The sequence below is a fragment of the Streptomyces typhae genome (assembly GCF_009755605.1).
Taxonomy (GTDB): domain Bacteria; phylum Actinomycetota; class Actinomycetes; order Streptomycetales; family Streptomycetaceae; genus Streptomyces; species Streptomyces typhae.
This window is the reverse complement of sequence record NZ_WPNZ01000019.1, coordinates 147,243-162,315: the sequence shown is the minus strand read 5'-3', so window position 1 is coordinate 162,315 and position 15,073 is coordinate 147,243. Positions and strand designations below refer to the sequence as shown.

The following is a 15,073-nucleotide window of genomic DNA, read 5'->3' as shown; positions in this document are numbered from 1 at the left end:
TCACAGGCTCAGGTTGGCGTTATGGTGTCTTTCGCCGTGGCGGGGCACGTGGTGGGACAAGACGCCTCTGTAGGTCCCGGTGCGGCACGGGGGAAGGAAGCGGCATGGGGCGTCCGGAGAGGCAGATCGATCCGGGGCTTGGGCCGGTCCAGCGGTTCGCGTTGGAGTTGCGCAAGCTGCGTCAGGAAGCGGGCGGCATCACCTACCGGCGGATGGCCCGGCAGGCGGAAGTCTCCGTCACCACCCTGTCCAGAGCGGCCGGCGGAAAGCAATTACCCACCCTGTCGGTGACCTTGGCCTACGTGCGGGCGTGCGGCGGCGATGAGCATGCATGGGAGGAGCGCTGGCGCGAGGCGGTCGCGGAGCAGGCACGGGTGGCCGACCTCGATACGGACGAGAGCGTTCCCTCGCCCTACCGTGGCCTGGCCCGGTTCGAGGCGGGCGATGCAGAGCTCTTCTTCGGCCGGGACGAGCTGACCGACGCACTGGTCCACGCGGTGACTCAGCACCGGGTGTTCGCGGTCTTCGGGCGCTCCGGCAGCGGCAAGTCGTCCCTGCTGCGGGCAGGGCTGATCCCCCGCCTGCGCGGGCTTCAGGGACCGCATCGACCGGCGGCGGTGCGGATCCTCACCCCGGGCGAGCATCCGCTGCGCACCCACGGCACCGTGTTCACGCCCGCCCCGGGCGAGGGCGACACCTGGTTGATCGTGGACCAGTTCGAGGAAATCTTCACTCTCTGTCACGACACCGCGGAGCGAGTCGGCTTCCTCGACCTCCTGCTCACCGCCGCCGAGCCCGCGAGCCGACTGCGCGTCGTCCTCGGTGTACGCGCCGACTTCTACAGCCGCTGCGCCGAGCACCGCGAGCTCGCCGACGCCCTGCGACAGGCCAACCTGCTGGTGGGGCCGATGAAGCCGGCCGAGCTGCGCGAGGCCGTCGTCAAACCTGCCCAGGCCGGCGGACTGATCGTCGAACGTGAGCTGACCGCCCGCCTGGTGGACGAGGCCGACGGCGAGCCGGGCGGCCTGCCGCTGCTCTCGCACGCCTTGCGCGAGACCTGGCGCCGGCGCCACGGCCGCGCGCTGACCATGGAGGCGTACGAGGCGGCAGGCGGCATGCACGGCGCGATCGCGCAGACCGCCGAAGCGGTCTACAGCCGCCTTTCCCCCGCTCACGCCGTGCTGGCCCGGCTGATCCTGCTGCGGCTGATCACCCCCGGCGAGGGCTCCCCGGACACCCGCCGCCCGGTCGACCGCAGCGAAGTGGATGTCGGCACCGCCTCCCACGATGACGTCGCGCTCGTCCTGGACCTGCTGGCCCGTGCCCGCTTGATCACGCTCGACGACGACACGGTGGACCTCGCCCACGAGGCCCTCATCACCGGCTGGCCCCGCCTGCACACCTGGATCGAGGAGGACCGGGAACGCCTGCGCCGCCACCGGCGCCTGACGGCTTCGGCACGGAACTGGCAGGACCAACAGCGCGACAGAGGAGGGCTGCTGCGGGGAACGCAGCTCGTCCAGACTGAAGAGACCTTCCGTGCGGTCGGACGCCAGGACGACCTGACACCCCTGGAGCGGGACTTCATCGACGCCAGCGTCGCGGGCCGGAAGCGGAGCTTGAGGACCCGACGCATCCGTACGGGTGCGCTCTCGCTGCTGCTCGTCCTCGCCTCGGTGGCGGGGGTGCTGGCCTGGCAGCAGAAACACTCACGTGAGCAGGAGCAACTGCGAGCAGTTGCGCGTCGGGTGGCCGAAGTGGCGCGCAGCCTGCGCGTCAGCGACCCGAGGACAGCGCAGCGGCTGAGCGTCGCGGCCTACCGGATGGCGGATGTTCCCGAGTCGCGCTCGGCCCTGGTGGAAGCCGCTTCCCAAAGAGAGAAGGACGTCTTCCACGAACCCGATGCTGATCCCGTGGCAAGAGGATTCCTGAGCGGTGACGGCCGGACATGGGTGCGTGTGGGCCAGGAGCGCGTACGGCGCTGGGATGTGCGGGCCCATCGGCAGCTGAGCTCCTCCTTCGGGCTGGACACGCCTTCGACTGAGGTGACCGGCACGCCTGACAGGCGTCCGCCCGCGCTGATCTCCGACGACGCGAGCGCCCTTGCCCTGGGGACCGACGACGGCATGCAGATCTGGGACCTGAAGTCCGGTCGGCGCACCGGCGATCTGCGGCCTGCCGCCCTCTCCTCGTACCGTTCGGGCAACTTCAGCCCGAGCGGGCGTAGTCTCGCTGTCGCCAGCAGCGTCGGCGCCCACAGAGTCTTTCGGCTGTGGGATGTCAAAGGCGGCCAGTTGTCGATCGAGCACCGGAGCACGGTCGACGACGAGAGGGGCATGGGCCCGTTCGCTCCGGTGGCGGTCAGTCCGGACGACCGGTGGATGGCCCTGTGCGACGACGGTCGATCCGTGAAGCTGTGGGACATCGCCAAGCGCCGTAAAGCCGAAACCCCACGCCCCTTGACGGCTCCAGGCACGGAGTGCGACGGGCTGCAGTTCGGTGCCGACGGCCGCGAGGTCGCCCTGATGACCAGTGCCGGCATCCGTGCATGGGATCTCTCTTCGGGCACGGAGGAGTGGACCGTTCGCCACCCCGGTCTCCGGGAAATGACTGTCACCCGCGATGGGCGGTTCCTTGCGGCGACGGATGAGGACGAGCTTCTCGTGTGGCGGACCACGCATCCGAAGTCCCCGGTGCTGCGCCATGCGATGCGGGGAGACAACACCGCCTCCAGCCTGAGATGGGATCCTGATGGCCGCACGCTTCGCTTCCTGTGGGGCGTCTCAGTGGTGCGTTCCCTCGACTTGGGGGACATCGTCGACGCGGCATGGCAGGACGAACCCGTGCACGCGGCGCTGTTCAGTCCGGACGGCGGCACGCTCGCCACCGTGCACCGGGCCGCGGGTCGGGACACGGTCGAGCTCGGGGACGTCGGTCCCGGCAGGGCCGGCACGGCGTTCGCAGGGCTCAGGCCCGCCGACCCGCAGGCGAGGAGCGGCGCTCCCCCGTTCGACCCGGCCGTCTCGATCAGCCAGGTGATGGCCTTCAGCCCCGACAGCGCCTTCTTCGGCTACGCGGCCGCCAAGGACAACGACTCCTACGGTCCGGCCTTCACGTGGTGGGACACCGGGCGGCGCCGCGAACGGGGCTCGATGACAGCGAAGCCGGCGCCTGCCTCTCACGCTACGGACGTGTCGGCACTCGCCGTCGGCCCGCAGGCGCGGACCGTCTGGGTGTCCCGGCTGAACGGCCAGCGGATCGAGGCCTGGGACCTGCGCAGTCGACGTCTGGCAAGGACCATGCCGGGCCGACTGCCCTTAATGATCGCGGACGAGGGAGACATGGCGCTGAGGCCCGACGGCCGCGTCCTGGTCACCACACTCGACCAGGTGTTCCACGTGGGCTCCGGGAAAGTGACCCGTCGAACGTTGAGCGAGAACCCCACCACAGCCGTGGCCTTCAGTCGCCGCGGCCGGTACTTGGCAGCCGCAGACACCTCGAACGCCGTAACCTTGTGGGACGGTCACGTGCGACAGCGCCTGGGCGCGCTGACCAGCACCGAGCTCCCGAAGAACATCTACATGGAGACCCTGGCCTTCTCCCCCGACGAGCGGCTGCTGGCCACCGCGGACACCACTGGAGCGGTGCAGGTGTGGGACCTGGCCTCCCGCAAGCAATTGGGATCGCGGATCCCGACCCCCGGCGGCGGGGTCCGAGCCCTCTCCTTCAGCCCGGACAGCAGCACCCTGCGGGTGTCGAGTGCGCACGTGCGTCTGCACACGTACACGGTTGCTCCGGAGAAGACAGCGACCGACATCTGCCGACGCATCGGCGGCTCGATCTCGCGGCGGGACTGGGCCACGCATATTCCGGAAGTGTCGTACCGACAGATCTGCTAGTGCTCCGACCGCACGGCTCGGCCGCCATGCGGGCCAGTTCCTCCAGTGCCCTGATCTGCTCGGCCAGTTCCTGCCGGTCACGAATGACGTCCTCGGTGGACGGGGCGGGCCTCCGCCAAGGCCCGGCGCATCAGTCTGCAAGCCCACGACGAGTTCCAGGTCCCGGTCGATGTACCCGGGAGTATGAGAGGTGATCGTCGAAGGTGCGCCGACGTTCACGTCAAGGTCTCCCCTGCGGCGTGCGGTTGGTCCGGTGTCTGGTGGGCGGGACACCTCCAGGCATGCGCGGAGGCCGCGGAGATGTGACCCGTGCCGGGTAATGCTCCCCCTCAACCGGACCAGAGAGGGCTGCCGCCGTGCACTTGCGTCATATGGAGTTCAGGACCCTGGGGCACGTGGAAGTCGTCGGTGCGGGCGGGGTGGTTCCGCTCGGTGGGCCCAAGCCGCGGACCATTCTGGTGGTCTTCCTGCTGAGTGCGAACACGCCGGTCACCGTGGACCGTCTCTGCGAGGTGCTGTGGACCGGGAGGCCGCCCGCGTCCGCTCGGGCCAACGTGCGCAGCTACGCGGCGGGGCTGCGGCGGGTGCTCAATGACGCCTCGGAGGGTGACCGGCTCACCCCCGGTCATCAGGGCTACGTCCTGCGGGTGCTCCCCGGTGAGCTGGATCTGCGGCTGTTCGACGAGTTGGTCGCGCGCGGCCGGACGGCCGCCGCCGACGGTGACCACCGGTCGGCCGCGGAGTTCCTGCGGGCCGCCCTCGACCTGTGGCGCGGCACCGCCTTCGGCAGCCTCGCGCAGCACCAGGCGGTGCACATGGAGGCGTCGAGGCTGGAGGAAGCGAGGATGTCCGCCCTTGAGGACTACGCCGCGATCCGTCTGGCGCTCGGCGCGTACGAGGAACTGGTCCCCACCCTCCAGGCGCAGGCGCGGACGCATCCCCTGCGCGAGCGGCTGTGGGTTCTGCTGATGACCGCTCAGTATCGTTGCGGGCGGCCGGGAGACGCCCTGCGCTCCTACTCCCTGGCCCGCCGCGCGCTGCGCGACGAACTCGGCATCGACCCCGGGGAAGAGCTGCGGCAGGCGCATCAGGCCGTCCTAGCCCGTGATCTCCCATCATCCGTCACATCGACCACATCAGCCATATCACTCGCATCACCTACATCCTCTGCGTCACCTGTGTCACCTGCATCACCATTGGTTCTTGCGAGTGCGCGTACGAGAGTGGGTGCGGGTGCGGATCCCCGTGAGCGTGCCCGTCCTCCGCGTGCCGGTGCGAGTCGAGCGGCCTCCGGTGTCTGGCCCATCTGCCAGTTGCCCACCGCGATACCCGACTTCGTCGGACGCGCCCCCTTGCTGGCGCGTGCGGCCGCGCTGCTGACCCCGGCGCACACCGACGTCGTGTCGTACTCCGCGAGCACGCCGACGGCGGTGCCGACCGTCATCCTCACCGGGCTGCCGGGGGTGGGCAAGACCGCTGCCGCCACGCACCTCGCCCACCGGCTCCGGGGCACCTTCCCCGACGGCCAGCTCTACGTCCACCACGACGACGGCCGCAGGGCGCGCCGTACGTCCGCCGCTGTCCTGGCGGACCTGCTGCTCAGCATCGGCGTGCCCGGATCGGCGATTCCCCGGGCCCAATCCCAGCGGGCCGCGCTCTTCCGGTCGAAGCTGGCAGGCCGCCGGGTGCTGGTCGTCCTGGACAACGTGCGGGAGGTGTCGCAGGTCCGTCCCCTGCTGCCCGGGGGCGACGGCTGCGCGGTCCTGGTCACCAGCCGGGCGCGGCTCGCCGCCCTTCCCGGCGCGCACCTGCTCGACGTGGAACCGTTGGACGCCGCGGACGGGCATGCGCTGCTGACCCTCATTGCCGGAGCACGGCGCCTCGCCGGCGAGCCCGAGGCGACCGAGGGGCTCCTCACCGGCTGCGCGGGGCTTCCGCTGGCCCTCAGGGTGGCCGGTGCCCGCCTCGCGGGGCATCCGCATCGCCCGGTGCGCTGGCTGGCCGACCGGCTGGCCGACGAGCGGCGCCGCCTGAGCGAACTGCGCGCGGGCGACCTGGCCGTACGGGCCTGCGTCGGCACCGCGTACCGCGGGCTCGCCCCCGACGCCGCCCGTATGTTCCGCGCCCTCGGCCTGCTGCCGACCGGCGAGGTCCCGTACTGGGTCCCGGCGGCCCTGATGTCCGGCGACACCGGGGACGGAGAACCGGACGACCGCCTGGACGACGTCCTGGACACGCTCGTCGACGCCAACCTCATCCGTGCCGACCGCATCGACACGCAGAGCCGGCCGCGGTACCGCCTGCACGACCTGCTGCGTGCCTACGCCGCGGAACGCGCCGCCGAGGAGGAACCCCCGGCGCAGCGGCGGGACATGGTCGACCGTGTCCTGGACGGCTGGCTGCGCCGGGTCCTGCACGCGGCGGCGGCGCTGGCCCACGCGGGGGCGGACGCGCAGCTCGACTGGCTGGAGTACGAGCGCTGCGGCCTCGTGGCCACCGTGGAGTCCGCCGCCCGCGGCGGGCACGGCGAGCGGGCCAGCGAACTGGTCCGCGCCCTGGACGACATCTGCCATCTGCGCAACTGGTGGGACGACTGGGAGCGGATGGCGCAGGCGGCGCTCGACCGCGCCGCGGCCGACGGCGACCTCCGGCGGGTCGCGATGGCCGAGGGTTCGCTGGCCCGCGCGGGCGCCGGACGCGGCCGGGCGGCGGAGGCGGCGCGCTGGTTCGCCTCCGCCATCGAGCGGTCGGACGCCCTCGGTGAACGGCGTCTCGCCGCCTACCTGCGCGTGTACTGCAGCTTCGCGATCGGGGACCGGGGCATGGCCGAGCAGGCCCGCGCCGACGCCGCCGCGGCCTTAACGGCGCTGCGCGCCCTCGGGGACCTGCGCGGCACCGTGCTCGCGCAGCGCAGCCTGGGCTCGGCGCTCCTGTCCGGGCGCCGGGAGGCCGAGGCGGAGCGGGTGCTGCGGCGCGCGCTCGAAGCGGCCGAGCGGCTGGGGCAGCCGCTGGCGCTCGCCGACGTCCTGCAGACGCTGGCCGTCGTGGAGATCGTGCTGGGGCGCTACGACTCCGCGGCCCGCCATCTGGACCGGGCACTGCCCCACTACCGCGAGGTGCAGCACCGCCCCGGCGAGGCGTACGCGGTCATCACTCTCGCCCGGTTGCGGCTCACGCAGGAGCCGGGGGACCCGCGGCGGGCCGCTGAGACGCTCCGCCCGCTGGCCGCGTCCGCCGCGGTGTTCGCCGAGCTCGGCGAGGTCCGCGGGACAGCGCTCACCGCCTACATGCAGGGCCGCGCGTACGCCGCTCTCGGCGACCGGGGACGCGCGCGCGGCCACTTCGACGCGGCGCTCGCCTCCTTCCAGGTCCTGCGCATGCCCGCGTGGGAGAAGCGCGCCCGACGCCGGCTGGCCGGGCTCGACGACCGCGACGATCTCGGCGACCTGGCCGATCTCGACGACCACGACGACCACCACGACCGCGATGACCTCGATGACCTCGACTGCTGAGGGCGCCTCGCCCGCCTCGCCCGCCGCGCTCGCAGAGCACACCGAGCACACCGAGACCGTCGAGCGAACAGGGACTGTCGTGCCCACCGCCCCCGCCGTGCTTTGTGCGTTTCGTGTGCCCCCGCTGGCCAAGGTGAAGGAAGTCCACGACGGGAGGCACGGTGAACGAACTTGCCACGCTCGATACCGAACTGGCCGCCATCGAAGTGGTCCGCGAGGTGCTCGTCCGCCAGCGCAGGCTCCGTGGCGGCGGTTGCGCCGGCAGGGTCTGTCTGCGCTGCGTCCGGCACCACCGGGGCGCGGTCGAGACGGCCATGGCGCACGGCCGGACGATCGACTTCCTGCTCCCGGCCTTTCCCACCAAGTCCCCCAACCCGGCCAAGGTCCTCGGCCCGCTGCCCGACCTCGCCGAGGAACGCGCCCTGAAGTTCCTCGACTCGCTCTGCGCGCGCGTCACCGAGGTCTACCCGCCCGGCGCCCGCATCCGCATCTGCTCCGACGGGCGGGTCTTCAACGACCTCATCGGGGTGAGCGACGACGACGTCACCGGCTACGCCCGCGCACTGAACCGCATGATCGACCGGATCGGCGCCGACCACCTCGATCAGTTCACCCTGGACGACGTCTACCGGGGCGCCGACCCCGCTCGGATGCGCGCCGCACTGACGACGGACCGCGGACCACACGAGGACGAGCTCCGCGCCGAGGTCCGCCGGGGCGGCGACCTCGTCCCCATGTACCGGGGCATCACCAGGTTCCTCCTGGAGGACCTGTCCACCCCCCAGTACACCGGCAGCCGCGCCGCACTGCAGAGCCGCAGCCGCGCGCTCGCCTACAGCGTCATCGCACGCAGCCGGGCCTGGGACGAGCTGCTGGGCGAGCTCTTCCCGGACGCCCTGCGCCTGTCCATCCACCCGCAGCCGTGCAGCACACGGAAGATCGGGGTCCTGCTCGCGGACACCCCCGACGTCTGGCTCACCCCCTGGCACAGCGTCGCCGTGGACACCGGCGGCGGGCACTTCACCCTGATGAAGCGTGCGGAGGCGGAGGCGGCAGGGGCGCGCCTGGTGACCGCCCACGGGCGGCCCAGCCACTTCGTCCTGCCCCCGCCCGAAGCCGCCGCCACCGCCACCGGCACCGCAGCCACGCCCACGCCCGAACCCACCCCGCCCTCACACCCGAACCCACACCCACACCGCAGCAGGAGACCAGCCATGCCCGTTGACCACGACCTGCTCGGCGCGCACCGGCTGCGGAGCGACGCGCTGTCGCCCTTCGGGCTCGCCCTGCACGCCAAGGACGCCGACCGCCCGCTGACCGACCTTCCCGTGGCGCCGCTGCGCGCCCTCGTCCACGAGCACCGGCTGCTCCTGCTGCGCGGCTTCGCGGGCTTCGCCGATGCGGGCGGACTCGCCGCGTACGCCGAGCGCTGGGGCGAGCCCGCGCTCTGGCCGTTCGGGACCGTCCTCGACCTCGTACAGCAGCGGGACCCCGCCGATCACATCTTCGGCCACAGCCACATGCCGATGCACTGGGACGGCATGTACCGGGAACACATCCCCGAGTTCCAGATCTTCCAGTGCGTCCACGCGCCGGGTTCGGACGAGGGCGGCGAGACCATCTTCTCCGACACCGTCGCCGTGCTCGCCGACGCCGACCCGGACAGCCGCGCCCTGTGGTCCCGGGCCACCGGCACCTACCACCGGGAGATGGAGTACTACGACAGCACCACCCGCTCCCCGGTGGTCACGGCCCACCCGGTGCACGGCACCCCGGTCATCCGCTACCACGAGCCGACCGCGGCGGCCGGAGACGCCTTCGTCAACCATCCCGACCTGGAGTTCTCCGGCCCGACCGACGAGGCGGAGCTGGCCGAGCTGCACCGGAGCCTGCGGGCCGCCCTGTACGACCCTGCCCACCTCTACGCACACCGCTGGCGGACCGGCGACGTGCTGGTGACGGACAACTACACCCTCCTGCACGGCAGGAACGCCTTCACCAGCGGGGCGCCCCGGCATCTGCGCCGCGTCCAGATCCTCGGCACGCCGCCGCTGTCCAACCCGGGTCTCGTCCGATGACCGCCGAGCCGCGAACGGCCGACGACACCGCGACCACCGGAGTCGGCGTCCCGACGACCGGAACCAGCGCCCCGACGACCGGGGCCGGCGCTCCGACGGCCGGGGCCGGCGCTCCGACGGCCGGGGCCGACACCCTGATGACGGGCGACGAGTACCTGGAGAGCCTGCGCGACGGCCGCGCCGTCCACGTGGACGGCGAGCGGGTCGAGGACGTGACCCGGCACCCCGCCTTCCGCAACGCGGCCCGCTCCCTCGCCCGTCTCTACGACGCCCTGCACGACCCCGCCACCTCCGGCGCGCTCACCGGCGTGGACCCCGGCACCGGCATCCGCACGCACCACTTCTTCAAGCCCAGCCGGAGTACCGCCGACCTCGTCCGGGCCCGCGAGGCGATCGCCCTCTGGGCCAGGACGAGCTACGGCTTCCTCGGCCGCACCCCCGAGTACAAGGCGGCCTTCATGGCCGGACTGGGTGCCGGCGCCGACTACTACGGCCCGTTCGCCGCCAACGCCACCGCCTGGTACCGGCGGTTCGCCGCCAAGGCGCTCCACCTCAACCACGTCATCATCAATCCGCCGGTCGACCGCAAGCGCGCCGTCCACGACATGGGCGACGTCTTCGTGCACGCGGTGCGCGAGACCGACGCCGGAGTGGTCGTCAGCGGCGCGAAGATGCTCGGCACCGGCTCGGCGCTGACCAACGCCGGTTTCGTCGCGCCGGTCGGCTCCGCCCACCTGGAGAAGGGCGCGGCGGAGCGGTTCGCCCTGGTCTTCTTCGTACGGATGGACAACCCCGGCGTACGACTCATCTGCCGCACCCCGTACGAGCGGCGCGCGCAGAGCCCCTTCGACCATCCGCTCAGCAGCCGGTTCGACGAGAACGACAGCGTCCTCGTCATGGACGAGGCCTTGATCCCCTGGGAGGACGTGCTCGTCCACCGGGACATCGAGCGCGCCACCGGCTTCTACGCCGTCTCCGGCTTCCCCAACCTCTACAACTTCCAGTCCTCGATCCGCCTCGGCGTCAAGCTGGAGCTGATGGCCGGGCTGCTGTCCCGGGCCGCGCGGGCCAACGGGACGGACGTCTTCCGCGGAGTACGGGCCGGGCTCGGCGAACTCCTCACGCTGCGGGACCTGGTGGGGGCGCTCACCACCGCCATGACGCACGACACGGAGCCGGGCCCCGGCGGCACGGTCGTACCGCGTCTGGAACACGCGTCGGCGATGCGGATGGTGAGCGCCCACATCTGGAACCGGGTGCACGAGCTCTTCGAGACCCTGCTCGGCGGCGCGCCCCTGGTCGTCCCCGCCAGCGTCCGCGACCTCGCCGACCCCGGGCTGCGGCCGCTCATCGACCGCTACTACCGGGGCGCCGACTCCTCCGCACTGGAGCGGATCAAGCTCTTCAAGCTGGTCTGGGACACCATCGGCACCGAGTTCGGGGCCCGCCACGAGCTGTACGAGCGCCACTACTCCGGCAACGGCGAGCAGATCCGCCTCGACGCGCTGCGCTGGGCCACGCGGCGCGGCGGCCTCGCCCGCTGCGAGGAACTCGTCCAGGAGTGCCTCGACGACTACGACACCGACGGCTGGCGCCGGGGCCCCTGGCTCGGGCCCGAGCAGCCCTGAGACCCGGACTGCGCCGAGAAAGGAAACGACCATGTGCGGCATCACCGGCTGGGTCGACTTCTCCCGCGACCTCACCACCGAGTCCGCCACGCTCGACGCGATGGTGCGGACCCTGGTCCACCGCGGCCCGGACGACGGCGGGACCTGGTTCGACACCCACGCCGCGCTCGGCCACCGGCGTCTGGCCGTCGTCGACCCGGAGCGCGGCGTCCAGCCCATGGCCACCCCGGAACGCGGCCCGCGCGGCGAACTGCCGCGCGCCGTCATCTCCTACGGCGGCGAGATCTACAACCACCGCGAACTGCGGGGCGAACTCGCCCTGCACGGCCACCGGTTCGCCACGTCCAGCGACACCGAGGTGGCGCTGCGCGCCTACCTCCAGTGGGGCACGGACTTCGTGCACCGCCTCAACGGCATGTACTCCCTCGCCCTGTGGGACACGGCGCGCGAGGAACTCCTCCTGGTCCGTGACCGTCTCGGGGTCAAGCCCCTCTACTACCATCCGCTCCCGCTGGGCGTGCTCTTCGGCTCGGAGCCCAAGGCGCTGCTGGCCAACCCGCTGGTGCGGGCGGGCGCGTCCGCCGAGGAGCTCTGCGACGCGCTGCTCTTCCTACGCACGCCCGGCCGGGTGCCGTTCACCGGCATGCGGGAGCTGGTCCCCGGCCATCTGCTGCGGGTCGGGCGCGGGGGCCTGCGCGAGGAGCGGTACTGGGCCCTGGAGGCCCGTCCGCACACCGACGACCTGCCCACCACCGTCGCCACCGTCCGCGAGCTCCTGGACGACATCGTGCCGCGCCAGATGATCGCGGACGTGCCCCTGGTGGCGCTGCTCTCCGGCGGCCTGGACTCCAGCACCGTGACCGCTCTGGCCCAGCGTGTCCGTGCCGCCGAGGGCGAGCGGATCGCCACCTTCGCCGTGGACTTCACGGGCCACGCGGAGCACTTCCGCGGCGACCTGATCAGGCCCACGCCCGACGGCCCCTACGCCCGCGCGGTCGCCGAGCACGTGGGCAGCGCGCACCGCACGATCACCCTGGACCGGGCCGCGCTCCTCGACCCGGCGGTGCGCGGGAGCGTCCTCGCGGCCTGGGACCTGCCGTTCAACTTCGCCGACCTGGACGTCTCCCTGCACCAGCTCTTCGCGGCCGTCCGTGAGCACGCCCCGGTGGCGCTGTCCGGTGAGGGGGCCGACGAGGTGTTCGGCGGTTACCTCTGGTTCTCCGACCCCGCCGCCCGCGCCGCCGGGACGTTCCCGTGGCTCGCGCTCGGCGCGCACCGCGGCCTCGACCCCGGCGCGCTCTTCCGGCCCTGGTTCGTGGAGGGCATCGACCTCGCCGCTTACCGGGCCGACCTCTATCACAGCGCGCTCGCCGAGGTCCCCCGGCTGGACGGCGAGAGCCCCGAGGACCGGCGCACCCGTGAACTCTCCCACCTCACGCTCACCAGGTGGCTGCCCATCCTGCTCGACAAGAAGGACCGGATGGGCATGGCCAGCGGCCTGGAGGGGCGGGTGCCGTTCTGCGACCACCGGCTCGTCGAGTACCTCTTCAACGTCCCCTGGGCGATGAAGACATGCACCGGCCAGGAGAAGGGCCTGCTCCGCGAGGCCGCCGCCGACCTCCTGCCGCAGTCCGTCCTGCGCCGCACCAAGGCCGCGTACCCCTCCATCCAGGACCCCGCCTACGACCGCGGCCTCCTCGCCGGTCTCAGGGCCTCGACCGCCGGCGACGACGCGCCGCTCGCCGGCTACGTGGACCCGGCAGCCGTACGCCGGCTCTCCGACAGGACCACCGACGGCACCCTCTCCGAGTTCGAACGCATCCTCCTGGAGTCCACCGTCCGTCTCGGCGACTGGCTGCGCACCTACCGGGTGGATGTCGACCTCGGTCCGCACCGCCGTCCTCCACAAGGCCTGCAAGGAGCGAGCTGATGCACCCTCACCCCGCAAGGAGCGAAGCGATGTCCAAGACACCGAGCACGGTGATCCCGGCGATCGAGATCCGGGAGACCGGCGGCCCCGACGTCCTCCTGCCCGTCCACAAGCCCGCTCCCGGCGAACCCGGCGCGGGCGAGATCCTGGTCGAACTGGCCGCCGCGGGCGTCAACTTCATCGACATCTACCGCCGCGAGGGCCGCTATCCGCTGCCCCTGCCCTCGGTGCCCGGCGAGGAGGGTTCCGGCACGGTACTGGCCGCGGGTCCCGGAGTCACCCGGTTCGCCGCCGGTGACCGCGTCGCCTGGACCACCGTCCTCGGCAGCTACGCGGGGCAGGTCCTCGTCCCCGAGGACAAGGCCGTCGTCGTCCCCGACGGCATGGACCTGCTGACCGCCGCCGCCGCGCTCGTGCAGGGCATGACGGCCCACTACCTGGTGAACGACTCCTTCCCGGCCGAGGCGGGCCAGACGGTGCTGGTGCACGCCGCCGCGGGCGGCGTCGGCCTGCTCCTCACCCAGTTCCTCAAGCAGCGGGGGGTGCGGGTGCTCGGTACGGTCTCCAGCGGCACCAAGGAGCGGATGGCGCGGGCCAACGGTGTCGACGACGTCATCCGCTACGACCGCTGCCGCGACCTCGCCGCCACGGTACGGGACCTGACCGGCGGTGACGGCGTGCACGCCGTGTACGACGGTGTCGGTGCCGCCACCTTCGACGCCGGTCTGGACAGCCTGCGCCGCCGGGGCACCATGGTCCTCTTCGGCGGCGCGAGCGGGCCCGTGCCGCCCGTGGACGTGATGCGGTTGCTCCGGGGCGGCTCGCTGACCCTCACCCGGCCCTACCTGGAGCACTTCAGGTCCACCGTCGAGGAGTTCACGCGGCGCGCCGGCGAGGTCTTCGCGCGGATCGCCGACGGCACGCTGCGCATCACCGTCGGAGCCACCTATCCCCTCGACCGGGCCCGGGACGCGCACACCGACCTGGCAGCGCGCCGCACCACCGGCAAGCTGCTCCTCGTGCCCTGACTGCCCCCCTCCGCCCCGGGGGCACCCCGGTACCCCGGCTCCCGCCCAGAAAAGACCCACCGTTGACTCCCCCCCAAGACCCACCGTCGGTCACGACAGGACGGAGACCCGCACATGGGCGCCATCGTCGGCGCGGGACTTCTCTCCCACGCCCCCGTCATCATGTTTCCCGAACCCCTGCGCGTCGAGGCCAACGGCGGCCGCGACTTCACCCTCGCCACCGGCCTCGCCCGGCTGCGCGGCGAGGTGATCGACACCCTCGGCCACGACGCCGTGCTCGTCCTCGACACCCACTGGGCCACCACCACCGAGACCGTCGTCACCGCCCACGCGGAACGCTCCGGGTGCTTCACCGCCGACGAGATGCCGAGCGAACTCAGCCGCATCCCCTACGCCATACCCGGCGACCCCGGACTGGCCCACGCCGTGGCCGCGGTGGCCGAGCGGGACGCGCTGTGGCTGACCGCGAACGACGACCCCCACCTCCCCCTCCACTACGCCACGCTCAACCTCTGGACCCACCTGGGCCGCCCCGGCGTGCCCTGGCTGTCGATGTCGGTCTGCCAGACCGCGACCGCCGAGGACTTCCTGCGCACCGGAGCGGTCCTCGCAGAGGCCGTCTCCCGGCTGTCCCGACGTGTGCTGGTCATCGCGTCCGGCGGCTTCTCGCACCGCTTCTGGCCCCTGTCCGAGCTGCGTGACCGGATGGCCGGGGACCCGGCCAACGTCGTCTCCCCGCAAGCGCGGGCCGCCGACGAACAGCGCATCGCCTGGCTGGAGTCCGGCCGTCACGACAGGGTCGTCGCCACCATGCCGCAGTACCACCGCTACGCCCCCGAGGGCCGCTTCGGCCACTATCTGACGCTCGCCGGTGCCCTCGGCGGCTCGCGGTGCACCGCCCCCGCCCGCCGCTACAGCGCGTACGAGAACGCCATCGGCACCGGACAGGCGCACCTCTGGTTCGACCGACCCGCCGCGGGCTGGACGGCCTGACCGCA

General features: G+C 72.4%; 7 protein-coding genes. All 7 read left to right on the top strand.

Annotated features, from left to right (window positions below; all coding sequences use genetic code 11):
• Window positions 1-104 precede the first annotated feature (104 nt).
• The 7 genes from GPA10_RS29695 to GPA10_RS29660 all read left to right on the top strand — a co-directional run bounded on the left by GPA10_RS29695 (window position 105) and on the right by GPA10_RS29660 (window position 15,068).
• Window positions 105-3,899, top strand: coding sequence for an nSTAND1 domain-containing NTPase (locus GPA10_RS29695; protein WP_157168169.1), 3,795 nt, complete (start codon window positions 105-107; stop codon window positions 3,897-3,899).
• Window positions 3,900-4,270: 371 nt separating this feature from the next.
• Entirely contained in the window at window positions 4,271-7,411 is a 3,141-nt protein-coding gene (locus GPA10_RS29685) for an AfsR/SARP family transcriptional regulator (RefSeq protein ID WP_157168168.1), read from the top strand.
• 161 nt (window positions 7,412-7,572) lie between these two features.
• Window positions 7,573-9,489, top strand: a complete 1,917-nt coding sequence (locus tag GPA10_RS29680; RefSeq protein WP_157168167.1) for an L-tyrosine/L-tryptophan isonitrile synthase family protein — start codon at window positions 7,573-7,575, stop codon at window positions 9,487-9,489.
• Window positions 9,486-11,117 (top strand): 4-hydroxyphenylacetate 3-hydroxylase family protein, encoded by a 1,632-nt coding sequence (locus GPA10_RS29675; protein ID WP_281364856.1) that lies wholly within the window; start codon window positions 9,486-9,488, stop codon window positions 11,115-11,117. The genes GPA10_RS29680 and GPA10_RS29675 overlap by 4 nt, the downstream gene beginning before the upstream one ends.
• 31 nt (window positions 11,118-11,148) lie before the next feature.
• Entirely contained in the window at window positions 11,149-13,047 is a 1,899-nt protein-coding gene (asnB, locus tag GPA10_RS29670; protein WP_157168166.1) for an asparagine synthase (glutamine-hydrolyzing), read from the top strand.
• Window positions 13,048-13,076: 29 nt separating this feature from the next.
• Window positions 13,077-14,075, top strand: a complete 999-nt coding sequence (locus GPA10_RS29665; RefSeq protein ID WP_157168165.1) for a quinone oxidoreductase family protein — start codon at window positions 13,077-13,079, stop codon at window positions 14,073-14,075.
• A gap of 114 nt (window positions 14,076-14,189) precedes the next feature.
• A complete protein-coding gene (locus GPA10_RS29660) occupies window positions 14,190-15,068 on the top strand; it encodes a DODA-type extradiol aromatic ring-opening family dioxygenase (protein WP_157168164.1) in 879 nt (292 codons plus the stop codon).
• Window positions 15,069-15,073: the final 5 nt, after the last annotated feature.

Bases quoted from the DNA above. Each gene is read 5' to 3' on its own strand.
- GPA10_RS29660 (WP_157168164.1), top strand. From the start codon at position 14,190: ATGGGCGCCATCGTCGGCGCGGGACTTCTCTCCCACGCCCCCGTCATC.
- asnB (WP_157168166.1), top strand. From the start codon at position 11,149: ATGTGCGGCATCACCGGCTGGGTCGACTTCTCCCGCGACCTCACCACC.
- GPA10_RS29665 (WP_157168165.1), top strand. From the start codon at position 13,077: ATGTCCAAGACACCGAGCACGGTGATCCCGGCGATCGAGATCCGGGAG.
- GPA10_RS29695 (WP_157168169.1), top strand. From the start codon at position 105: ATGGGGCGTCCGGAGAGGCAGATCGATCCGGGGCTTGGGCCGGTCCAG.
- GPA10_RS29685 (WP_157168168.1), top strand. From the start codon at position 4,271: ATGGAGTTCAGGACCCTGGGGCACGTGGAAGTCGTCGGTGCGGGCGGG.
- GPA10_RS29675 (WP_281364856.1), top strand. From the start codon at position 9,486: ATGACCGCCGAGCCGCGAACGGCCGACGACACCGCGACCACCGGAGTC.